We start from the raw sequence: 23,045 nt of genomic DNA, 5'->3' as shown, positions 1-23,045 counted from the left end.
AGATGCACCGTTAATGATTAAAGCTTTGGCTGGGGATTTTGCTCTTCTTGAGTAAGTTGTTTTAAACATGCATCACAGTAGCCAGAGGCCAGTAGATCAAGGGTAACCTCGTGGAAGCCATACATATGCGCCAGTTTTTCGTGTAGATCTCCCAGGAGAGCCGTATCCAGGTGAATGGTATGTTGACACTGGCGGCAGACGAGGTGGTGGTGATGAATATGGTCCTGGACCGCCTCATAATAAAGCTGCCCGCCTGGTAGGTGGGCGGAGCGAATCAAGCCCAATTTTTGCAATAGCTCCAGTGTGCGATAGATTGTTGAGAGGCTGACATAGGGATTGCGCTCCTGGACTCGCTGGGCTATCTCCTCGACGCGTAGATGGGCATCAGCATCCTGAATCACACTCAAAATCATATGACGTTGAGGCGTGAGGCGATAACCACGTTTACGCAACAGTTCGTTGCCCATACGAACATAATGATGCATAGCAGTTCCCTTACCTGACTGGACTGGAATTATACGTTGTGCCCTATCCTAGCACTCCCCACAAGAAGCGTCAATGTAGCCAGGTTAAGTTTGGTGGATAAGGATGACGGGCGTTCGCCCGTCATCCTTATCCACCAAACTTAACTTTAAGGAGTGAAATTAGGCGCGAAAAGTATACGCGGAACAGACAGGGGAAAGCGTTTATTCTCCTAGTAGAACCTGAAGAAAACACCAAAAGCGGGTATGCTTACACCAATAAAGCGTTGATATGCATACTAGATAAAGAGGAATGTAAGATATGATACACTGGGAGCACAGGTATCTTTTGGGAACCATGGTCTTTACTGTCGCGGGCGATGTCGTGCGTGACTTTGATGATGAGTACGAGGCCTGGCGCTGGCTGGAGCAGGAGGGATGGGGCCTGGCCGCCATTGAGCCGCCCGATCCTGTACGCCCGGGAGCCTGCAAATACTATTTTCGCAGACGTGTGCGGGAACAGAGCCAACAGGCACGCATGACTGCGGAATATGAGGCGTTCGATAGTAGACATGCTGAGAAACAGGAGCGCCGCTGGCGTTATTAGTTCCATTGAGAGTGGAGAGAGACGTGAGTACGCAGCGTGATTTATGGCGTTCGGAGCTGGATCCAGAGCGCATCGTACAAACGATAGTCAATCACTGGCAGGAGACGGAGCACCATGAGCGCGAAGATGTCCTGGCAGTAGAGGAACCCTTTGAGGTTCGTATCAATGGCGAGAGCCTGGCCGTGATTATGCGTACTCCTGGCCATGATAGAGAGCTTGCCCTGGGCTTTCTCTTTAGCGAAGGTATACTCTCCACCACTGATGATATTGAAGGTATTGAAAGCGCGGTAGATAGCGATGGCCTGCCACTGGAGAACGTCATCAATGTGCGTCTACGCCAGCCAGGTAATGCAGCAAGTGAGGCCAGTTGTGGCCTGCCAGGTGGCGTAAGCTTTGAGCGTCATTTCGCCGTCTCATCTAGCTGTGGTCTCTGTGGAAAGAACAGCATCGCCTCGCTGTTGCAAGACGCTCCACCTCTAGAGCAAGACACCCTGCAAGTTTCTGCCGAGACGTTATATATGTTCGCGCAACGCCTGCGCGAGCAACAGGCGGTCTTCAGTCATACGGGAGGTCTGCATGCCGCTGGCCTCTTCTCGCTTCGTGGCGAACTCCAGCTCTTGCGCGAAGATATTGGGCGGCATAATGCAGTAGACAAATTGATCGGGCATGGACTCTTACGCAAAGGCTTGCCGTATCGCGAGAATCTCCTCCTGGTCAGCGGGCGCACCTCATTTGAAATAATCCAGAAAGCCCTCCAGGCGCGTATCCCCTATGTCATAGCCATCTCAGCCCCCTCAAGCCTGGCCGTTGACCTGGCCGAAAAGAGCAATATGACGCTGGTAGGCTTCTTACGCGGTCACTCTATGAATGTTTACACGCATCCAGAGCGCATTACTTCATAGTTAGGGGCTGCTTGCGAGCGTATGAGGGGTGGGGTATAATCCTGCCATGCAGAACGACACAATTGCCGCTATTGCCACCCCTCAAGGGGTGGGTGGTGTTGGTATTATTCGCGTAAGTGGAAGTGATGCTTTTAGCCTGGTTGCGCCCTTGTTGCGTAGGCCATCCAGGGAAGATATTCCACCTGTGCCGCCAACACATCAGCTTACATATAGAGTAATTATAGATCCAGCGACCCAGGAAATTCTAGACGAGGTCTTGGTCGCCTTTATGCGCGCCCCGCACACATACACCTGTGAGGATGTCGTCGAGATTCAAGGACATGGTGGTCCATTGATCCTCAGACGTATCCTGCGGTCCGTACTGGCTCAGGGTGCGCGCATGGCCAACCCTGGCGAATTCACCTTACGAGCCTTTCTCAATGGGCGACTGGATCTGGCCCAGGCTGAAGCCGTGATGGACCTGATTGGCTCACAGACTGAAGTGGGACAGCGCCTGGCCATGCAACAACTGCGTGGCAAGCTCTCAGATCAGGTAGAGCATGCGCGTACCTCGATGCTTGGTGCTATCGCGCGCATCGAGGCCAGTATCGATTTTCCGGAAGATGATATCCCCACGCCACAGGCCGAAGAGTTGCTTCCTTTTATCGAGGAGGCACAACGGCAAATCGCCAGGTTGCTGGCAGGCTCTGAGCAGGGACGACTCTATCGCCAGGGGCTGCGCACCGCCATTATCGGTCGTCCCAATGTGGGAAAATCGAGTTTGCTCAATGCGTTGCTAAGAATTGAACGCGCCATTGTGACCCCCATTGCCGGTACAACGCGTGACACTGTAGAAGAGATCGCGAACTTACGCGGCATTCCCCTCCACCTGATCGACACGGCGGGCATTACACCTACCCAGGACCCGGTAGAGCAGCTTGGAGTTCAGAGGAGTCGCCTGGCTGCGGAAACCGCGGACGTCATCCTGCATGTCTTTGATGGCGCGACCGCTTTAACTGAACAGGATTGGCAGGTGGCTCAAGAGCTGCGAGCCATGGGTTATGGTGAAAAGCGCGAGGGACAGGCAGCCAGGCGTCCAGTCGTCGTTGTCATTAACAAGGCTGATTGTGAGCAGGTAATTGATGTCGCCGCCATCCAGTCGTTCTGGCAGGATGCCTCCCTGGTGCAGACCTCCACACTGACGGGAGAAGGACTGGAGGCGCTAGAGAATACGCTGGCCGAACTGGTGCAAGCTGGTAATGTGAGTGGCAATGAGAGCGTTCTCATCACCAGTGCACGCCACCAGGAGGCGTTGCGCAGGGGCGCGGAACACCTGAATGCCGCTATCCTTTCTTTAGGCCAGAAAGTGCCACTGGACTTTGTCTCCATCGATTTAAGAGCTGCCTATGATGCCCTGGGCGAAGTCACAGGCGAGACCGCCAGCGAAGACCTGCTAGATCGTATCTTCAGTGAATTTTGCATTGGCAAATAGTATAACTATTGCTCGCGCCACGAAGAATAGCTTAGTGTGGCAAAGGAAGGATAGAGCATGAGTAAACTTATAAGAGACCCTAAAGCTACCCTCTTTGTATTGCTTGTCATATGCAGTCTCCTGGCCGCGGGGCTGGTTTTCTTCTTCACAGCCTACACCGGTGCAGGGCACTAGTAAAAAACTTTCTTTTCGGTTTTTTATAAAATTATAAAATTACTCAAAAAAACTATTGACAATGCTGGATGGCTATGGCATAATACCACATGTCGCCGATACAGAGACGAAAACCTCGACGGTAACGACGTCGAGAAAGTTTCCCAGAAACTAAAGAATCCGGGGATCACGCCTCATTCGATGAGAGAAGATCACTGGTTTCTATAATTGTCTCTAAGGCACAAGCGCAAGCCCACGGGTTTGCCGGGTTGCGGTTCAACAAGCAAAAGAAGAACGAACCAGAGCACCCTGAACAACTGAAGAGTGGAATGCAGAAGTACAACGGAACTTCGTTGAGTAAGCTTGTCTTGCTTACGGAGAACACCGTTCCTGTCAATTCTGCGAACAAGCAATTTGAAGTAACGACAACGTGCTTCTAGCCTGGACGCAAACTTACAATGCTTACTACATCACTGTGTAGCAGTGGTGTGGAAGATACATTCACAACTTGAATGGCGAGTTTGATCCTGGCTCAGGATAAACGCTGGCGGCGTGCCTAACACATGCAAGTCGAACGCCCTCTCGCAAGAGAGGGAGTGGCGGACGGGTGAGTAACACATGGGTACCTGCCCCGAGGTGAGGAATACCGGCGAGAAATCGCCGACAATACCGCATATGTTCCTCCGGGAACAAAGCTCGCAAGGGCGCCTTGGGATGGGCCTGTGGCCGATTAGCTTGTTGGTGAGGTAAGAGCTCACCAAGGCCACGATCGGTAGCTGGTCTGAGAGGATGGTCAGCCACACTGGGATTGAGAACGGCCCAGACTCCTACGGGGGGCAGCAGTGAGGAATTTTCGTCAATGGGGGCAACCCTGAACGAGCAACGCCGCGTGCAGGAGGACGCTTTTCGGAGTGTAAACTGCTTTTCTGAGGGACGAGTAAGGACGGTACCTCAGGAATAAGCCCCGGCTAACTACGTGCCAGCAGCCGCGGTAATACGTAGGGGGCAAGCGTTGTCCGGAGTTATTGGGCGTAAAGCGCACGCAGGCGGTTTCGTACGTCCGGAGTGACAGTTCCCGGCTCAACTGGGAAAGGTCTTCGGAAACGGCGAGACTTGAGGGCTTCAGAGGGACACGGAATTCCGGGTGGAGTGGTGAAATGCGTAGAGATCCGGAGGAACACCAATGGCGAAGGCAGTGTCCTGGGAAGCATCTGACGCTCAGGTGCGAAAGCTAGGGGAGCGAACAGGATTAGATACCCTGGTAGTCCTAGCCGTAAACGATGACCACTAGGTGTGGGAGGTATCGACCCCTTCCGTGCCGTCGCAAACGCAATAAGTGGTCCGCCTGGGGAGTACGGTCGCAAGATTAAAACTCAAAGGAATTGACGGGGACCCGCACAAGCAGCGGAGCGTGTGGTTTAATTCGATGCAACGCGAAGAACCTTACCAAGTCTTGACATGCAGATGCACCAGCGGTAATGCGCTGTCCCTTCGGGGCGTTTGCACAGGTGCTGCATGGCTGTCGTCAGCTCGTGTCGTGAGATGTTGGGTTAAGTCCCGCAACGAGCGCAACCCCTACTGCCTATTACAACTTCTAGGCGGAACTGCCCTCACGGGAGGAAGGCGGGGATGACGTCAAGTCAGCACGGCCCTTACGACTTGGGCGACACACACGCTACAATGGCCAGCAACAAAGGGATGCCAACCCGCGAGGGGGAGCCAAGCTCAAAAACCTGGTCTCAGTTCAGATTGCAGGCTGAAACTCGCCTGCATGAAGGTGGAGTTGCTAGTAACCGTAGGTCAGCACACTACGGTGAATACGTTCCCGGGTCTTGTACACACCGCCCGTCACACCACGAAAGTCGGCAACACCTGAAGCCGCCAGGCTAACTCTTCGGAGAGGCAGGCGTCGAGGGTGGGGTTGGTGATTGGGGTGAAGTCGTAACAAGGTAGCTGTACCGGAAGGTGCGGCTGGATCACCTCCTTTCTAGGGAGTTATCAGTGCTCACTGTAGCACTGCACTCTCAGGTCGAACAGGAACGACCTGTCCGTTGTCCCCTGCTTCCACTCTTCAGCGGTTCGGCCGCTGGTTTTGACCAGTACCGAGACCCGCATAGTACCTGAACAACCAAAGAAGTATTCCTTCAATTTTGCTGAGCGAGCACGTTGGCATGCAAGTGTTCAACCGTGACGGAAGTCATGTTCAGCTCGTGACAGTGAAGAAAGAAGACCGAGATCCCATACAACAAGGGTAACAGACCAACAAGAAGAAGCAGACAAGGCAGAACAAGCGAAACAGAGTACGAGGTGGATGCCTTGGCGCTGAAGACCGATGAAGGACGCGGAGACCGGCGAAACGTTCAGGGGGAGCTGCATCCAAGCGATGAGCCCTGAGATTCCGAATGGGGCAACCCCTCCAGAGTGATGTCTGGAGACCTATCGCTGAACACATAGGCGATATGGAGGATCGTGGGTGAACTGAAACATCTCAGTAGCCTGCGTAAGAGAAATCAACCGAGATTCCCGTAGTAGTGGCGAGCGAACCGGGAAGAGCCCAAACCATCTATTCCTCGTGAATAGGCGGGGTTGTAGGACCAACAGTAGCGATCATGTGCTTACTCGAAGGCATTGGAACGTGCCACCAGAGGGGGTGAGAGTCCCGTAGAGGACGAGGACATGAGCGTGGTTGGAATCCTGAGTACCACGAGACACGTGCAATCTTGTGGGAAGCTGGGGGGACCACCCTCCAAGGCTAAAGAACTTCAGCGACCGATAGCGAACAAGTACCGTGAGGGAAAGGTGAAAAGTACCCCGAGAGGGGGATGAAAGAGTCCCTGAAACCACGTACTCACAAGCAGTCAGAGGCCACTGTGCCGTTGCGGCACCAAGGGCTGATGGCGTGCCTTTTGTAGAATGATCCGGCGAGTGCATCGCACGTTGCAGGTTAACCAGCGCTAAAGCTGGGGAGCCAGAGGGCAACCGAGTCTCAAACAGGCGTACTGTGTAGCGGCGATGCGACCCGAAACCGTGTGAGCTACCCATGAGCAGAGTGAAGCGGATGTAACAGTCCGTCGAGGCTCGAACCCACCAGTGTTGCAAAACTGGGGGATGACTTGTGGGTAGGGGTGAAATGCTAATCGAACACGGAGATAGCTGGTTCTCCCCGAAATGTATTGAGGTACAGCCACCTGAAACGACTATCCTGGAGGTAGAGCACTAGATAGGCTAGGGGCCCTGTGCGGGTTACCAACCCTACTTAAACTCCGAATGCCAGGACAGGATCCAGGTGAGTGAGACGGCGGGGGCTAAGCTTCGTCGTCAAAAGGGAAACAGCCCAGACCATCGGCTAAGGTCTCCAAATCGATGCTCAGTGTCAAAGGGGGTCAATGCGCCCAAACAGCCAGGATGTTGGCTTAGAAGCAGCCATCATTTAAAGAGTGCGTAATAGCTCACTGGTCGAGTGCAATGGCACCGACAACGTATCGAGGCTTAAGCATCGTACCGAAGCCGTGGAATACAGTGCATAACTGTATTGGTAGGGGAGCGTTCTCGACGCCTGAGAAGCCAGACCGCAAGGACTGGTGGAGGTAAGAGAAGTGAGAATGCCGGAATGAGTAGCGCAATGTCTGCGAGAACCAGACACACCGAATGCCTGAGGGTTCCTGGGCAACGTCAATCGTCCCAGGGTGAGTCGGGCCCTAAGCCGAGGGCGTCATGCCGTAGGCGATGGAAAGCAGGTCAGAGAATCCTGCACCGGAACGTTTCGTTATGAGCAATGGGGGGACGCGGTAGGGAAGGTGAGCCGATCGAATGGACAGGATCGGTGCCTCTGTTGAAGCGCGTGACCGAGGAAAATCCCGGACACAGTATGCGTAACACTGAGGCCGAGCGCCCGCGAGGGTGCGGAAGTCATTGGTCCCCAGGCCGTCAAGAAAAGCCTCTCGCCAGAAATTGTTCCGCCCGTACCGCAAACCGACACTGGTAGGCAGGGGGAAATCTCCCCAGGTGATCGAGCGACCCTCTGTTAAGGAACTCGGCAAATTAACCCCGTACCTTTGGAAGAAGGGGTGCCTGCGTAGCTGTGTGTGCTTGCACACATGGTGAGAAGGTTGCAAGAAATCGGCTCAAGCGACTGTTTACCAAAAACACAGGTCTCTGCGAACGCGAAAGCGGAAGTATAGGGGCTGACTCCTGCCCAGTGCCGGAAGGTTACGAGGAGTGGTGTGCGTAGCCACGAATCTAAGCCCCGGTGAACGGCGGCCGTAACTATAACGGTCCTAAGGTAGCGAAATTCCTTGTCGGGTAAGTTCCGACCCGCACGAAAGGAGTAACGACTTGAGCGCTGTCTCGACAGAGGACTCGGCGAAATTGAAGTACCCGTGAAGATACGGGTTACCCACGACAGGACAAAAAGACCCCGTGGAGCTTTACTACAGTTTGGCCTGGAAACGAAGTATGGTGTGCGTAGCATAGGTGGGAGCCGGAGAACTCATCCTTGTGGGGGTGAGGGAGGCACTAGTGAAATACCACTCTCACCATGGTTTGTGTCTCACACGTCACCGTGAACCGGGACGTGAACAGGGCCAGATGGGTAGTTTGACTGGGGCGGTCGCCTCCCAAAGAGTAACGGAGGCGCCCAAAGGTTCCCTCAGGGTGGATGGACATCACCCTTTGTAGAGTGTAAAGGCACAAGGGAGCTTGACTGTGAGGCTGACACGCCGAGCAGGGACGAAAGTCGGGCTTAGTGATCCCACATTCCCGTGTGGAAGGAGTGTGGCTCAACGGATAAAAGCTACCCCGGGGATAACAGGCTTATCTTGCCCAAGAGTTCACATCGACGGCAAGGTTTGGCACCTCGATGTCGGCTCGTCGCATCCTGGGGCTGGAGTAGGTCCCAAGGGTTGGGCTGTTCGCCCATGAAAGCGGCACGCGAGCTGGGTTCAGAACGTCGCGAGACAGTTCGGTCTCTATCCGTCGTGGGCGTCGGAAAAGTGAGGGGAGTCATCTTCAGTACGAGAGGACCGAGATGGCTTGACCGCTAGTGCGCCAGTTGGGGGGCCTCCTCCAGAGCTGGGTAGCTACGTCAAGAAGGGATAAGCGCTGAAAGCATCTAAGCGCGAAGCCGACCCGAAGATAACTTTTCCCACTCTCTTTTGAAGAGTCAAGATCCCAGGAAGAAGACCTGGTGGATAGGCTGCGCGTGGACGCCTGGTAACAGGTGGAGCGGAGCAGTACTAATGATCGTACGGCTTGTTTCCCATGTTGTTTCTTCATGAGTGGTGTGCGTCTCCTGTTGTGTGTGAGAGCGGTCTTTGATCGGACCTGAGCACGAGCGAGAGGGCTTGGCGGTACGGGGAGCATGAGCAGGCCAGCGTGGCTCAGCAAAATTGAGGGAATACTTCTTTGGCAGGTAACATCAGAACGAAAAGGGTTCGCAGTGGAAGAATGATGCTGCGAGCTCTTTTTTTGCTTGTCCTCAAATTCCTGATTCTATGTCATAGAGCTAAAGCCATGATTATCGATATTCATACCCATATCTTTCCTCCTCATATTTGCGCTCAGCGAGCTTTGTACTGTGAGCGCGATCCCTGGTTTAATGAACTGTACGCGAACCCTCGCGCTCGGATGGCCACCGCTGAAGATTTAATCGCTGAGATGGATGCTTCAGGTGTAGATGTCTCAGTTGCCTTCTCCTTTGGCTGGAGTGATCCCGGCTTGATTGAAGAGACAAATAGCTACGTTATCGAGGCTATGCAGCGGTATCCCGGGCGGATCTATGGTATGGCTGTGATACAACCCACCTCTGGCTTACGAGCTGTAAGTGAACTAGAGCGATGCGCGGTGGCTGGCATGCTTGGTTTGGGCGAGCTGATGCCACATGGGCAGGGCTATCGTCTTAGTGATATTGCCCTGCTGACCCCTCTGCTTGAGGTCGTGCGCCACTATCAGTTACTGGTGCTCTCGCATTGTAGTGAGCCAGTTGGCCATCTCTACCCTGGGAAGGGTGATGTCTCTGTGCAGGATGTGCTTACTTTCCTCACGGCTTTTCCAGATGTACGCTTTATTGCCGCTCACTGGGGTGGCGGTTTGCCTTTTTATGCCCTTATGCCAGAAATAGAGCGCGCCACAGCCAATGTATGGTATGATACAGCCGCGACCATCTATCTCTATCGTCCCGCGATTTTTAAGGCGGCGGTCAATATGGTTGGCGCTGAGCGTATTCTCTTTGCCAGCGACTATGGACTTCTGGGCCAGCGGCGAGTAATTAAGCATATTCGGGCGAGCGGCCTGAACGAGGCTGAGTTGCAACTTATTCTGGGCGAGAATGCGCGACGCTTGCTGCGCCTACAAGCGGCTGAATAAACTATTTCTTCTGAAGGATAACAAGGTAGCAGATATATGCGTGTGGTTTCGTTAGGTAGTAGTAGTAGTGGAAATTCTCTCTATGTCGAGGCCGGGCCAGGAGGGCGTACCAGGCTGCTGGTAGATGCTGGCCTGGGAGTACGTGTACTTCAAGCTCGTTTACGCTCGCTCGGCGTCGACCTCTCTCAGTTACGCGGCGTACTGGTAACCCATGAGCATAGCGACCACGTACTGGCTCTTCCTTCTCTGCTTCGCCGCTACCAGGTGCCTGTTATCACAAATGAAGAGACCTTCGCAGCTATTGAGCAAGGCCTGGCGGCTGGTGCGTGGCGCTCAGACTCAGGCAAACTGGTGGTATCTCCAACTGAGGCAGAGGGGGATGTGGTTATTCAAGAACAGAGCGAGACAACGCTGGTTCAGGAGCAGTCTGGTGTAGAGATTGTGACCAGGATTCAGGAGTCTACCCTCGTCTATCGCCCGGTGAACAATGTGCCCGCCCTGATTCTACCCACAGGCAAAACGACTGCTGTGGGGGATATCGAGGTGACCTCTTTTCCTATCTTGCACGATGCTGTTGCTCCCTGTGGATATCTATTGAGCGTGGGCGGTTGTCGTCTCTGTGTCGTGACAGATACGGGTGAGGTGACCTCTGAGATGCTCTCTATGATGGCGCAGGCAGATTTGTTGGTACTGGAGTCGAATCATGATCGCCAACGCCTCTTACGTGGCCCCTATCCGCAAAGGCTGAAGCAGCGCATCATTAGTTCAAAAGGGCATCTCTCAAATGACCAGGCTGCGAATGCTGTTCTGAAAACGTGGCGTCCAGATAGTATACGCTGGCTCTGGTTAGGGCACCTAAGCAAGACCAACAATACACCCTCACTGGCCCTGACCAGCATGCGCGAACGACTGCAAAGTGCTGGCGCGAATCTCTCACAACTTCATATCACAGTCCTGCCGCCAGGAATGGGAGGCATCTGGGACTCCACCCAACTCTGGCATGCTCCTTCGCTCTGGGATCTCTAGGGAGCGCTGAAGTCTCTAGACGCGTGTCGAAGAGGTCTGCATCAGTACCAGGCGCAGGCGTTCAATTTGTGGCTGGGCCTTGAGAGCCTCGAAAAAGCCCAGGGCGCGCTCAAGATGATAGCGTGCGCGACTCAGATAGCTATTGCGTTTCTGAGCTTTATCGTTGTTTTCTTCGGCCCGGCGCGCGTATTGAATGCCGAGATAGTAGAGCGTGAGTCCTTGCTCCCAGGGCAGGTCAAGCGCCTCGCAGCGCGTCAATGCCTGCTTGAAGTAATCTTCAGCCAGTTTCCAGTTCTTCCGCTCCGTATGCAGGCGCCCCCAGGCCCTTAGCGCAATTGCCTCGCTTTTCCGTGCCCCCGACTCCTGAGCATGCAAGAGCGCGCGCTCACAAAGCTCCTCCTGTTTCTCTGCATCTTCCCCAGTGCTTACGAGTAGTTCCGCTAGTGTGGCAAGCGTTTCGGGTGTTGGTATGGGTTCACTGATGCGCAGCTTCTCTTTATAGTCCGCGGTGGCTAGTGCCCAATCCTCGCGTGCCAGGTGAATGGCATGCAACCGCGTCGCCTGGAGATTGCGTCCGTGTTCCTCCCCACGCTCCATCTGTAGCTCCACCAGGCGCTGGCACTGGCGATAATAGCGGTCGCCCTCTTCTTGCTTCCCCTGGCGATAGGCAATCGTTGCCAGCGTTTCCAGTGCCCAGAACTGCAACTTCTCGTTCTCTAGTTGATACTGGTCTCTCAAAGCCAGAATCTCAATGGCAACCTGCCTGGCTTCATCCCAGCGATTCCATTGGCGCCAGGCACGCATGCGTCCAACCATGCTTTCGAGCAGTAGAATAGGATTCTCCATAGTTTGCGCGTTGCTATAGGCCCGCCCAAACCACATCAAAGCAGCGGAATAGTCGCCTGTTTCCTCATGTGCCAGTCCAAGCGATCCATAAAGATCGTAGAGTTCTTCACGCTCGGTAAGCTGGCTTTCAAGCTGATAACGACGATGTTGCAGTTCATGTGCTTCACGATATTTATTGTATTGCCGGTAGATAAAGCTCAGCGCGTCCAGCGTTAGCGAGAGCGCGATGGGTAGGTCGAGCTTCTCGGCCAGATTTAAGGCTTCGTGCCCACTGGCCAGGGCCTGCTCCGCCAGGGCCACCTTCTGCGTGACTGTTGTTCCTTCCAACTGGCGAATATTCCAGAATGCCTGGTAGGTCAGGAAGTATACGCGTTCTTTCGCGAGTTGCTGATTGGTGTCAAGCAGGGCCAGTCCTTGATCGATATAGCTGCGAACTTCTTGTAGCGCGGGCGGGTTGCGGAACATGCCGCGCATGCGTGTACCTAGCTCGCCCAGCCGCTCATAGATATCTACCAGCTCAATGGCTTCAATGGCAATTGGCTCCTGAGCCTCGGTTACCAGGCGTAGGGATTTACGGTACTCCTGCCAGGCCTCATCGGCGTTGCCGCGTTGCCAGTGTGCGTCCCCCAGTTTAAAGTGCATCCGTACAAGCTCAAATGGCTCCGTCTCCCCTTCTTGCTGAAGTTCCAGGGCGTCATTGTAGGCCTGCAAGGCGCGTAGCGTGTAGTAGCTATGCAGGGCCTGATCGCCCGCCAATATCAGGTATCTGATCGCGCGTTTGCGCAGCTCAGGGCGATCTATAATATGTGCCTGAGACCTGGCTCCACTGCCGAACTCCAGAGGGTTATAGGTCATATTAATAGACCAGTTTACCAGGGCCTGTTGATAGTGATAAGCCAGCAGCTCGATGTAGGTACCGCGATCTTCTCGTGTCTTCTCCTCAAGCCATTGAGCCAGTACGGCGTGCTCACGCGAGCGGCGCGTGCGCGGAATATTGTTATACACCACGTCGCGAATGAGAACGTGTTTAAAGGCAAAGGTGCGGTCGTCAGGAATAATGTTGCGTGTATGCTTCTCGATTTCAGTGATAAAGTCGCGTTGGATGAGGGCGTCAAGCGCGCTAGTGAGCACTTCTTGTTGAATATCGGGTGCCAGTTCACGCAGCTGCGAGAGCCAGAAGGTGCGCCCAATAATGGCCGCATGCTGGAACACACGTTTCTCAATAAATTTGAGCAGGTCGATGCGGGCCGCGAGCACGCCCTGAATGGTGTCGGGCAGATGCGACATTGGCAGGAGATAGGGCATATTGAGCAATTCATCGGAATGCTCTAAGGGCGAGGCAAACTCACCAAAATCCATCTCGTTATAGCGTCCCAGTCGCCAGTAGTCTTGCCCTGTATTGGGATCGCATTCATATATCAGCGTGCCCTGATCAATCAGCATGCGAATGATTTCTTCTACGAAGAAGGGATTTCCCTCGGTGCGGGCCAGGATCGACTGACGCAGGAACTCAGGGAACTCTTCCGTATTGAGGTGGGCATCGATGAGCTCACTACTTTCCTCGGGCGAGAGGGCATCCAGCTCAATTGTCGTAAAGTTACGGTGGCCTCCACCCCATTCACGCCGCCGCTCAAAGAAATCGGGGCGAGCTGGGCAGAGGAAGAGAATCGGTACGTCAGTGACGCGGTCGGTCAGGTATTCCAGCAGGTCGAGAAGCGCCTCATCCGCCCATTGTAGATCATCGACGACGATTATAAGTGGCTGCTCCTCCGCCAGGGCTTCCAGAAAGATGCGCCAGGCCCGCAGGAGGGGGCCTGCCTGGTTGCTGATTTGCTTGGGACTGAGCTCTTTCCCTTTCTCTTTCTCAGGGCTGCCCTGTCGCTCATCCAGGCCACGACCAACGCTACGGATTATGGTGTTAACGATTTCGTCCGCCGACTCGGTGCGATGTGAGCGTTGCAGGGTTTGTTTGATGCGCTCAGAGAGGCGGGCCAGGTATTGTTCATTGCTCTCGCTCTCCTCAATAGGTAGGAGTGAGCGCAGGATCTCGATGAGTGGCCAGTATGTGATGCCTTCGCCATAGGGAGGGCAGCGCCCCTTGAGCACGCGGGGGACTACCAGTTTGCCATAGGACGAAGCGCTCTTGACCTTTTCCTGCTCACGTTTAATAAACTCTCTGACGAGTCGTGATTTACCGATGCCGGGTGAACCCAGGATCGTGATGAGATGTGGCTGACGCTCGGCGAGGACGCGCGCATAATTGGCATGAATCAAGGTCAGCTCAAGGGAGCGCCCTACCAGCCTGACCTGGCGGCCCTTGATGCCGCGTGGATGTTGATCTGTGGTTGAAAGGCCCTTGCGCTCATTTAGCACGACGCTGGCTGTGATGGGCTCAGCCTTTCCTTTAAGTTGTAAGGGCGCCATAGGGCGAAACTCGAAGACCTCGCGCGTCGTAAGGTAGGTGCGCTCGCCAACGAGAATTGTATCGGGCGCGGCAGCCTGTTGTAGGCGCGCGGCTACATTGACTGCGTCACCTGTAATGAGAAAATCCTGCCTCTGGTGCGTGTTACTATTTGGAATGGCAACCTCGCCAGTGTTAATGCCGATACGCATTTGCAGGCGCGTGGTCTGTGGATCGAGCCTGCCGCGTTGCTCATTGAATTGGTTGAGCGCTGCTTGCATGTCTAAAGCGGCGCGAATAGCCCGGTCAGGATCATCTTCATGCGCGATAGGCGCGCCGAAAACCGCCATGACTGCATCACCAATATATTTCTCGACGATGCCGCCATGTTTGCGGATTTGCTGTGTCATCAAGTTAAAATAGCCTGTCAGAATGGCACGCATATCTTCGGGGTCCAGGCGATCTGCCAGGGGCGTTGAGCCAGTGATATCAGCGAACATAATGGTGACAATACGCCGCTCCTCAGGTGGTAAAAGGAGAGAGGAAGCCGAGGACGTGGGCGCTGGTAGAGGCGCAGTATGGCCTGCGCTTCGCGTCTCCGCCTGTACGGCTGACATTGGTGCGGTAGGACCACCTACGCTGGCCTTCGGCTGCGATGGCTGTAACCTGGTGCCACATTCAATGCAGAACTTGGCGATAGGCAGGTTTACCGTCTGGCAGTTGGGGCAAACGAGCAGGCGATTCCCGCACTCAAGACAGAACTTCGCATTTGCTGGATTGATTGTCTGACAGTTGGGGCAACGCATAAATTTCTTAACAGTTCCGCATCTTCTTCTCCGAAAACCCTGAGCGCGAAGCGCTAGTCACGCGAGTGACGTTGGGTTTCGGAATAAGATCATTATGCTGATCTTGCAACAAGCTGGCGCCCTTCTGGCAAGCAAGGCGCACGTAGTAATATGGGTAGTAAGCAAGGTGTAGAAACACGCGCCAGCACCCATCAGCTTGTATTGTACAACACCGGGCGCCCAGAAGAAAGGCCAGGGACGAGGTGCCGGGGCATGGAAGAGGTTAAAGCCCTATTTGCGGAATAAAAGGTGGGCGCAAAGCGTTTATTCAAACTGCAATATAACAGACAGAAGTAAGCAAAGTGCCAGGCATAATGGGAAAAAGTATCTTTTATGCTTGACGTTTCAAGATAAGTTCCGTACTATGGGGTCGACGGAAGGGAGTATATGTATGCGGCAAGACTTTTTAGTAGAGTGTCGTAACTATGATAAGACGCTACGTGGCTCGTGGAAGGCACACCAGTTGAGCGCTGAGACGCAAGTGGGGGATGAAGAGGCAGAGGCGGCGCAGGGTTCCTTGCGACTCTGGCTGCCGGCTGGCACACCGATGAATTGGGAGCGAGGGGCACGCCCCCTGCGCTCACATTGTCTGCAATTCTTCTGGCCCGAGCGCTGGTACATGTTAAGCGCATTTTATGACGGCGAGAGCCTGATTCATACATACGCCACCATTATTCAGCCCGCTATCCTGGGATATGAGCGTCTTTCCTATGTTGACCTGGATCTGAGCATGCTGGTCAAGCCCGATCTCTCGTATGAAGTCCTGACCCAGGCCGAGTTCGAGCAGGCTGCGAATGCGCTTGGCTATGACGAGGAGACGCGTATCAGCGCCCTTATGGCCCTGCGTACGTTGAGTAGTACCATTCAGCGTAGCCTGGGCGTTTTCTCCGCCGTGCCTCATCGCCTAAAGTCGGATCTTCTTCAATCCCAGCATTCAAAACATAGTTGCAGCTAACGCCATGAGTAAGTAATTCTGATAGGTGGTGTGGTACGTGTTGACAGCCACAGGCTGTCAACACGTACCACACCACCTATCAGGCGAGCGCCGCAGGCGCGAGGAGTCATTGTAAAGAATGTCAGCCGAGAATACCCCTAAGCGGATCGATCATGTGGCTATCATTGTCCGTAACATTGAACAGGCACTAACCTTCTATCATGATACACTTGGTATTGAGCCGCGCGAGATCAAAGAGGTTCCAAGCGAGCAGGTGCGTATCGCCTTTCTACCCATGGGTGGTCCCGGCGGTAGCGAGATTGAACTAATTGAGCCTGCCGCGACCAATGCCAGCCTACTCAAGTTTCTAGAGAAGCGTGGAGAGGGCTTGCATCATATCTGCCTGGAGGTTGAGCATATAGATGAAACCTTGCAGGAGATGCAGGCCCAGGAGGCACCCGTACTTGACCAGCAGCCACGCCTTGCCGCCGAGGGTAGCGCGATATTTATCCATCCCAAAGGCACCAATGGCGTCCTCCTCGAACTTCTAGAAAAGAAAGACTAAAAGAAGATGGTGTGTTAGTTGCTACGGGCGAAGCCCGTAGCAACTAACACACCATCTTCTTTTAAGGCAATTACAGCGGAATATTGCCGTGTTTCTTGGGTGGGTTGGAGTCGCGCTTATTTTTTAGCATTTCCAGGGCGTTGATCAGCTTCACACGTGTGTTGCGTGGTTCGATAATCTCATCGACATAACCGCGACTGGCGGCGATGTAGGGATTATTAAACTTCTCCGTGTACTCAGCGATCAACTCTTTGCGTCGCTGCTCCGGATCGTCGGCGCGCTCGATCTCATCCTTGAAAAGGATATTGACCGCGCCCTCTGCCCCCATCACCGCGATCTCAGCGGTCGGCCAGGCGTAGTTGATATCGCCCCGGACATGTTTGCTGCTCATCACATCATACGCGCCGCCGTAGGCCTTGCGTGTAATAACGGTGATCTTAGGCACAGTGGCCTCACAATAAGCGTAGAGCAGTTTGGCGCCATGGCGAATGATGCCTCCATGCTCCTGTCCGACGCCGGGGAGGAAGCCTGGCACGTCGACGAAGGTAAGAATGGGAATATTAAAGCAGTCGCAGAAGCGGACGAAGCGGGCGGCCTTATCTGAGGCATTGATATCAAGGACACCCGCCAGCGCGCGCGGTTGTTGCGCGACAATGCCTACGGAGCGACCATTCAGGCGAGCGAAGCCGATAAGAATATTCTGGGCGAAATGTTCCTGGACCTCAAAGAAATTGCCTTCGTCAACAATATGTTTGATCACTGCCTTCATATCATAGGGTTTATTTGAGTTATCAGGAATAATGCTGTCCAGGGCCTCCTCGACGCGGGTGGGGCTATCACTGGTGGCGATGCGCGGAGGATCCTCCATATTATTGGATGGCAGATAGCTGAGGAGCTGGCGGAGCATACGAATGCACTCTGGCTCACTGGGGCAGGCAAAGTGCGCAACGCCGCTGGTGCTATTGTGGATCTGCGCACCACCCAACTGCTCGAAGGTCACATCCTCGTGTGTGACCGATTTGACGACGTTAGGGCCGGTGACGAACATATAGCTCGTCTCCTCGACCATAAAGATAAAGTCGGTGATCGCGGGTGAGTAGACGGCTCCTCCGGCGCAGGGTCCCATGATGGCCGAGAGCTGGGGCACCACGCCCGAGGCCATGGTATTGCGCAGGAAGATGTCGGCGTAGGCGCCCAGGCTCACCACGCCCTCTTGAATACGCGCACCGCCCGAGTCATTGAGGCCGATGACGGGTGCGCCATTCTTCATCGCCATATCCATGATCTTGCAGATCTTCTCTGCATGTGCCTCTGAGAGCGAGCCGCCAAATACGGTGAAATCCTGGGAAAAGACGTAGACAAGACGTCCATCGACATGCCCGTAACCGGTGACAACGCCGTCGCCGGGAATTTTTTGCTCATCCAGACCAAAATCTGAGGCGCGATGGGTCACAAACATATCCAGTTCGTTAAACGTACCGGGGTCGAGCAGGAGGTCGATGCGCTCGCGGGCCGTTAGCTTGCCCTTCTTATGCTGCACCTCAATGCGCTTAGAGCCACCGCCCAGCTTAGACGCCGCTTTGGCCTTGGCCAGGTCGGCCAGTTTCTCCTGCGTCCCCTTGGTATGTGTTGTTTCCTGTGAGCTACGTTCGCTAGTGGTCATAAAACTCAATCTCCATTGATCTATGGCAAGAACAGTGCGTACGTATGGCAGTATATCACAGCCCTTTTTACCGGGCTACTCAGCACACACTATGCCCTAACCTCGGATGAGCTACACACCTTTTTGTAGTAAGAAGCTAGTGGCGTCAGCCGCAAACTACGCCACTAGCTTCTTACTACAAAAAAGAGCGCCCCCGCAGGGGCGCTCTCAATTGGACGCAAGAGGAACTCACCGCTCGATGGGGGAGCGGACCAGGCTGCCCCATTCAGTCCAGGAGCCATCGTAGTTACGGACGTCTGTAAAGCCCAGCAACTGTGTGAGAATGAACCAGCTATAGGCTCCACGCTCACCAATGCGGCAATAGGTGACGACCTTGTTTTCTGGTGTAATACCCTTGTCTTCGTAGAGCTTGCGCAATTCATCGGCACTCTTGAATGTACCGTCTTCGCGCGCGCCAGTGGCCCAGGGAATATTCTTCGCGCCCGGGATATGGCCGGCACGCTGAGCACCTTCCTGGGGATAATTCGGCATGTGGAGTAGCTCGCCGCTGTACTCGCCCGGGGAGCGTACATCGACCAGGCGCAGGTCAGAATCCTTCAGTTCGACCAGGACCTGGTCGCGGAACGCACGAATCTGGTCGTTTTCTTCCTGGGCCTGATAATGGGTGCGCTCGTAGGTGGGAACCTCTTTGCTGTAGGCCTTACCAGCATGTTCCCAGGCCGCGCGACCACCGTTAAGAATACGCAGATCCTCATGCCCATAGAGCTTGAAGAGCCAGAAGGCATAGGCCGCGTACCAGTTGTTCTTATCGCCGTAGAGAACCACGGTGGTGTCATTGGAGATGCCCCAGCGGCTCAAAAGCTGCTCAAAGCCCTCTTTATCCACAAAGTCGCGGCTCAGGGGATTCTGGACATCGACATTCCAGTCAAGCTTGACCGCGCCCGGAACATGACCAATTTCGTAGAGCAGGACATCTTCATCCGCCTCAATCAGGCGAACACGGGGGTCCTGCAAATGATCCTCAACCCAATTAACGTCAACGAGTACCTCTGGATGTGCATACTCTGACATCGTGCTGGCTCCTTTTAAAAGTTGATTAAATAGATCAACAAAGTATTTTTCTCTTGAGCTAAGTATAAGTTCTGGCATAGGTAAATGTCAACCTTTAAAACGAGGTATTTTGGCGAGGGAACGTAAGAAGCTGGGGAATAGACGTAGTGAGCCTTCAAAGTGCGCTCAAATTTCTGGCCGATAACGTGATGCCGGTTGATAGCCGCAGGCTATCAACCGGCATCACGTTATTAATCAAAGCGAGTGCTGCAGGCGCGAGAGGTCAATTCGGTAATTTGCACATGGGCATTAATTAGTAGGACATAACCACAGTCATACCAACGGGTGCCCAGCTGTAGTACCATTGTCCATCACTGACACGCGTATTGATACATCCATGCGAGCCAGTTGACTGGGTGCCATCTGGCAATGTATGGGGATTCTGCGTTCCAGGACCAAAGTCATTGTACTCTCGCCAGCCTGCGGTATGGATATAGATACCGCCAGTGGTGAGCTTGAGCGCGTAATCGACATGCTCAGGCGAATAGTAGTAAGGCGAACCAACTGGCCAGGGGGAGTAGAACGTCAAATTGGCTCCCTTGCTGAGGACAGTGAAGGTACCGGCTGGCGTGTATAGCTCTGGGCGTCCACTTGTGATCGGGAAGGAGCGTACGACTGCACCGTTCTCATAGGCGTAGAGATACTGAGTTGAGAGATTGACAAAAATGACCTTTCCAGTCGCGACGGGCGCGGCAGGAGCAGGGGGCGGAGGTGGAGGTGGTCCCAGGACCTTCCCGCCAGTAGATGTCTGTGTGGGAGCAGGTGTAGTCTTCATATTGCTGAGACGACCACCATAGATGTATTTGGGGTCGCTGTTGCGATCAGAGACACGATACCACATCGAGACGCCATTAACCGCTTCCCCCTGGACATTGCCATAGACAGTAATGGCGGTTGCAGGAGCATAACTGGTCAAGATGGTGCCATCTGTATTGGGGGCATTGCGCACGATGGCGGTCCCCGTTGCATACATAGTGTAAGGATTTGTCCAACTAACCTGAACGGTCGGCGCGGGCGTCGATGGCTTGGTCAGGGTAACTGGTTTGCTTAATGTGACTGGAACCTCTTTCGCCTTTTGTGCCAGAGACGTGGCGGTTGGAGATGGCGCTACCGTTGCCGAGGAGGCATTGCCTGCACCACAGCCAGCCAATACAAGAGAGAAGAGAGATAAGAGGGCCATACATAAAAGAGGAAGAAAGTATTTTCTTCGCATAGTTATTTCCTCGTATTTCTATAGAAATATAGGCGCATACAAATGTATGCAAATTGTAGGGAAAATACAAGTACGCAGATGCTATGAATTTACATGCATCAATATTGTCGTGATAAAATCTGAGAACGTTACACTAACATTACTTCTGGGGCCGGCGACGATCGAAGTGCCATTGAGGCAAGTGGAGGGACTGGTAATGCCGAAGAAAAGTTCCATAAAAAAGAGAGGGCCGCGACTATGCGACCCTCTCTTTTTTATGGATTCTCTCTTTTATACCACGGTTTTGAGATACTGGTAGTTATTGTGGACGAGGGCCATAATGCTAAGCATGGGGTTGACTCCTGAGGCGGCGGGGAAGAGGCTGCCATCTGCAACGAAGAGCCCTTTGACGCCATAGACCTCGCCGTGTTCGTTGGTGACCGAGGTTTTGGGATCATTACCCATGCGACAGGTACCCATCTGGTGCGCGGTAAAGGTCATGTTACGGTTGGGTCCCATACCATGGCGCTCAATGGCGCGATCAAACTCACGCAAGTCCTGTGCGCTGACACTGCCATCGCTTCCACGCTTCACGCCTGTGCGTTGATTATGCAGCGTCACGATTTCTCTGGCGCCTGCGGCGAAGTGGATGCGCGCGGACTGGCGCAGCCCGTGCATGAGATGTTTGCGATCATAGACCGAGACGACATAGTTAATGATTGGCTCTCCATGGCGATCAAGGGTGACGCTGCCCTCGCCTTTGTCCCGCGAAAGCACGATAATGGTCGCGATATGCGCCGCCTGTGCCATCTGCTCGCGGTACTCCCGAGCGGAGAACCAGGGAGTCGCCAGTCCCAGCAGACCGGGATGAGCGGGCGGCACCTCAAGCTTATAGCCATAGTTGCCATCGAGGCGGCCGAATTGATCCGAGTATGCCGATTGCATGACGCCCTGCCAGGGATACACCTTGTCGGGATAGAGGCCCGCGAGCGTGGTCGTGGGATGCAGGTGGAGATGCTGCCCAATATGCTTATTTGTCAGGCCTGAGCGCAAGAGGATCGCGGGCGTATTGAGGGTCCCCGCCGCTACCACAACCGTTTTGGCGTGCAGGGTAAGTTCATAGGTGCGCCCGGCCTCTTTATTGAGAACAGTGGCCAGGACGCCCTGGACCTGCCCATTCTCCATAAGCACCTTGTTGGCCTGGCAGTTGACGATGATGCGCGTGCCATGGTCGAAGGCATCCTGCAAGTAGGTCTTCATGGTCGACTGCTTTGCGCCATAGCGACAGCCATAGCCGCAGGTGCCACAGCGCTGGTCACAGCCAACGGCGTTACGGGGAATTTCCTCTGTGTGATAGCCCAGGGCCTTACAACCATCATAGAGCAAGCGGTTCTGGCGGTTATGCGCGCTATTCTCTGTGTTGACCTGGATGCGCTGTTCAACGGCGGCGAAGCTCTCCTGATATTGCGCATTTGTAAAACGGCCGCGCAAGCCAGAGATGGTCTCCCATTCTTCGAGAACATCTATCGGTGTGCGAAACGAGGTCGTCCAGTTGACGACAGTCCCGCCGCCCAGCGTGCTGCCCGCCAGGATGACCACGCCCAGGTCCTTTGAGGTCAGCAGGCCGTGATTCAAGTAGAGCTCGGGTGTGGCCTGGGCCTCTTGCAGGGTAAAATTGGCCTCGTTATTATAGCCACCCTTCTCCAGTACGATCACGCTCTTGCCCGCCAGGGCTAGCTCAGCGGCGGCAACTCCTCCGCCCGCGCCCGAACCTATCACAATGGCGTCGGCGTCCAGGGTCGTATCTTCTGTAATGGCCAGGGGGCGAATGGGTTGTGGCGCGTCGGCTGGTGGCGGTGGCGCCGGAGTATAGTCGAGCACCTCCCAGTTGGGATTACGGCCCTCTTCAGTTGGCGCCGAGAAGTAGATAAAGCCCGCCAGGCGCTTCATAGCTTGATAGCCCTGGCGCAACTGTCCCAGCGGGCTATTGGCCATCGCCAGGAGGTAGCGTGCGCGCTTTGCGGCAGAGAGCTCTAGAAACGATTTGGCGCTACCAGCCAGGAGTAGCCCACTTACGGGATTTGCCATCAAGGCCAGTAACTGGCGAAACTCCGCCTGGGCTTCGGGGGGTTCTTGCGCTAGCGTCTCGGCGATCAGGTGCGCGAGATCGAGATCGTGCGCACTCCGGCGATAGTAGGCCTGTTCTGCCTCCGAATTGCCAGCTGGAGGTTCAAGCGAGGGAAATAAGGTCTCACAAACAGCTTCTAAAATAGCGAACTCTTCGGATGCGAGCCAGCCCGCGACGCGGCTCTCGGCATGGGTCGTAGAGGAGATAGTTGTGGTCATGAAGTGCCTCCTTCATTGGAGTAGAAAGATGACCGTCGATGTTGACAATGAGTCAAGTATATCATACTGCGGCTGTGTCTTTGCCATCGACTGCTCATTTGACAATGCCTCGTTCAGATGATATCATTCAACATGACGTTAACGTAACATTTTAGGGGTG

General features: G+C 54.3%; 13 protein-coding genes and 2 rRNA genes. 9 read left to right on the top strand and 6 right to left on the bottom strand.

What is annotated here, in order from left to right:
• Positions 1–17: 17 nt before the first annotated feature.
• The gene (locus KRAC_RS13725) at positions 18–485 is read right to left on the bottom strand and encodes a Fur family transcriptional regulator (RefSeq protein ID WP_007907885.1); all 468 of its coding nucleotides are present in this window, start codon (positions 483–485) and stop codon (positions 18–20) included.
• Positions 486–783: 298 nt separating this feature from the next.
• Here KRAC_RS13725 and KRAC_RS13720 point away from each other — a divergent pair, with 298 nt between their 5' ends.
• The 7 genes from KRAC_RS13720 (at position 784) to KRAC_RS61505 (ending at position 10,983) form a co-directional block, all read left to right on the top strand.
• Positions 784–1,068 carry a hypothetical protein gene (locus KRAC_RS13720; RefSeq protein WP_007907883.1) on the top strand — a complete coding sequence of 95 codons (285 nt, stop codon included), beginning with the start codon at positions 784–786 and terminating at the stop codon, positions 1,066–1,068.
• A gap of 23 nt (positions 1,069–1,091) precedes the next feature.
• Positions 1,092–1,970, top strand: coding sequence for a formate dehydrogenase accessory sulfurtransferase FdhD (fdhD, locus tag KRAC_RS13715; RefSeq protein WP_007907876.1), 879 nt, complete (start codon positions 1,092–1,094; stop codon positions 1,968–1,970).
• 46 nt (positions 1,971–2,016) lie between these two features.
• Positions 2,017–3,441 carry a tRNA uridine-5-carboxymethylaminomethyl(34) synthesis GTPase MnmE gene (mnmE, locus tag KRAC_RS13710; protein WP_007907875.1) on the top strand — a complete coding sequence of 475 codons (1,425 nt, stop codon included), beginning with the start codon at positions 2,017–2,019 and terminating at the stop codon, positions 3,439–3,441.
• A 662-nt stretch (positions 3,442–4,103) separates the two neighbouring features.
• Positions 4,104–5,581: ribosomal RNA gene (locus KRAC_RS13705) — 16S ribosomal RNA — on the top strand.
• A gap of 297 nt (positions 5,582–5,878) precedes the next feature.
• A 23S ribosomal RNA gene (locus KRAC_RS13700) occupies positions 5,879–8,852 on the top strand.
• The 16S and 23S rRNA genes sit together here, the layout of an rRNA operon.
• 253 nt (positions 8,853–9,105) lie before the next feature.
• Positions 9,106–9,957, top strand: coding sequence for an amidohydrolase family protein (locus tag KRAC_RS13695; protein ID WP_007907873.1), 852 nt, complete (start codon positions 9,106–9,108; stop codon positions 9,955–9,957).
• Between the two features lie 36 nt (positions 9,958–9,993).
• Positions 9,994–10,983, top strand: coding sequence for an MBL fold metallo-hydrolase (locus KRAC_RS61505; protein WP_007907872.1), 990 nt, complete (start codon positions 9,994–9,996; stop codon positions 10,981–10,983).
• Between the two features lie 15 nt (positions 10,984–10,998).
• On the opposite strand, the gene KRAC_RS13685 is transcribed toward KRAC_RS61505, so the two are convergent.
• Positions 10,999–15,036, bottom strand: coding sequence for an adenylate/guanylate cyclase domain-containing protein (locus tag KRAC_RS13685; protein ID WP_007907871.1), 4,038 nt, complete (start codon positions 15,034–15,036; stop codon positions 10,999–11,001).
• Positions 15,037–15,466: 430 nt separating this feature from the next.
• Between KRAC_RS13685 and KRAC_RS13680 the strand changes: the two genes are divergently transcribed.
• A complete protein-coding gene (locus tag KRAC_RS13680; RefSeq protein WP_007907870.1) occupies positions 15,467–16,030 on the top strand; it encodes a ribonuclease FAU-1 family protein in 564 nt (187 codons plus the stop codon).
• Positions 16,031–16,148: 118 nt separating this feature from the next.
• Positions 16,149–16,574, top strand: a complete 426-nt coding sequence (gene mce, locus KRAC_RS13675; RefSeq protein ID WP_007907869.1) for a methylmalonyl-CoA epimerase — start codon at positions 16,149–16,151, stop codon at positions 16,572–16,574.
• A gap of 70 nt (positions 16,575–16,644) precedes the next feature.
• Here the strand turns inward: mce and KRAC_RS13670 are convergent, their stop codons facing one another.
• The 4 genes from KRAC_RS13670 to KRAC_RS13655 form a co-directional block, all read right to left on the bottom strand.
• Positions 16,645–18,237 (bottom strand): acyl-CoA carboxylase subunit beta, encoded by a 1,593-nt coding sequence (locus KRAC_RS13670; RefSeq protein ID WP_007907868.1) that lies wholly within the window; start codon positions 18,235–18,237, stop codon positions 16,645–16,647.
• Between the two features lie 228 nt (positions 18,238–18,465).
• Complete coding sequence (locus KRAC_RS13665) at positions 18,466–19,308, bottom strand: sulfurtransferase (protein ID WP_007907867.1); 843 nt, start codon at positions 19,306–19,308, stop codon at positions 18,466–18,468.
• A gap of 292 nt (positions 19,309–19,600) precedes the next feature.
• On the bottom strand, positions 19,601–20,560 hold the full coding sequence (locus tag KRAC_RS13660; RefSeq protein ID WP_007907866.1) for a L,D-transpeptidase: 960 nt from the start codon (positions 20,558–20,560) through the stop codon (positions 19,601–19,603).
• A gap of 270 nt (positions 20,561–20,830) precedes the next feature.
• Positions 20,831–22,885 carry a GMC family oxidoreductase N-terminal domain-containing protein gene (locus KRAC_RS13655; protein WP_007907865.1) on the bottom strand — a complete coding sequence of 685 codons (2,055 nt, stop codon included), beginning with the start codon at positions 22,883–22,885 and terminating at the stop codon, positions 20,831–20,833.
• Positions 22,886–23,045 lie beyond the last annotated feature (160 nt).

This window comes from Ktedonobacter racemifer DSM 44963 (genome assembly GCF_000178855.1).
Classification (GTDB): domain Bacteria; phylum Chloroflexota; class Ktedonobacteria; order Ktedonobacterales; family Ktedonobacteraceae; genus Ktedonobacter; species Ktedonobacter racemifer.
The sequence above is the reverse complement of the archived record's forward strand: the minus strand, read 5'-3'. Positions and strand labels throughout refer to the sequence as shown.

What these genes read in the sequence shown, in the direction of transcription:
- KRAC_RS13695 (WP_007907873.1), top strand. Translation starts at nt 9,106, where the DNA reads ATGATTATCGATATTCATACCCATATCTTTCCTCCTCATATTTGCGCT.
- mnmE (WP_007907875.1), top strand. Translation starts at nt 2,017, where the DNA reads ATGCAGAACGACACAATTGCCGCTATTGCCACCCCTCAAGGGGTGGGT.
- KRAC_RS13660 (WP_007907866.1), bottom strand. Translation starts at nt 20,560, where the DNA reads ATGCGAAGAAAATACTTTCTTCCTCTTTTATGTATGGCCCTCTTATCT.
- KRAC_RS61505 (WP_007907872.1), top strand. Translation starts at nt 9,994, where the DNA reads ATGCGTGTGGTTTCGTTAGGTAGTAGTAGTAGTGGAAATTCTCTCTAT.
- KRAC_RS13685 (WP_007907871.1), bottom strand. Translation starts at nt 15,036, where the DNA reads ATGCGTTGCCCCAACTGTCAGACAATCAATCCAGCAAATGCGAAGTTC.
- KRAC_RS13655 (WP_007907865.1), bottom strand. Translation starts at nt 22,885, where the DNA reads ATGACCACAACTATCTCCTCTACGACCCATGCCGAGAGCCGCGTCGCG.
- KRAC_RS13670 (WP_007907868.1), bottom strand. Translation starts at nt 18,237, where the DNA reads ATGACCACTAGCGAACGTAGCTCACAGGAAACAACACATACCAAGGGG.
- mce (WP_007907869.1), top strand. Translation starts at nt 16,149, where the DNA reads ATGTCAGCCGAGAATACCCCTAAGCGGATCGATCATGTGGCTATCATT.
- KRAC_RS13720 (WP_007907883.1), top strand. Translation starts at nt 784, where the DNA reads ATGATACACTGGGAGCACAGGTATCTTTTGGGAACCATGGTCTTTACT.
- KRAC_RS13725 (WP_007907885.1), bottom strand. Translation starts at nt 485, where the DNA reads ATGCATCATTATGTTCGTATGGGCAACGAACTGTTGCGTAAACGTGGT.
- KRAC_RS13665 (WP_007907867.1), bottom strand. Translation starts at nt 19,308, where the DNA reads ATGTCAGAGTATGCACATCCAGAGGTACTCGTTGACGTTAATTGGGTT.
- KRAC_RS13680 (WP_007907870.1), top strand. Translation starts at nt 15,467, where the DNA reads ATGCGGCAAGACTTTTTAGTAGAGTGTCGTAACTATGATAAGACGCTA.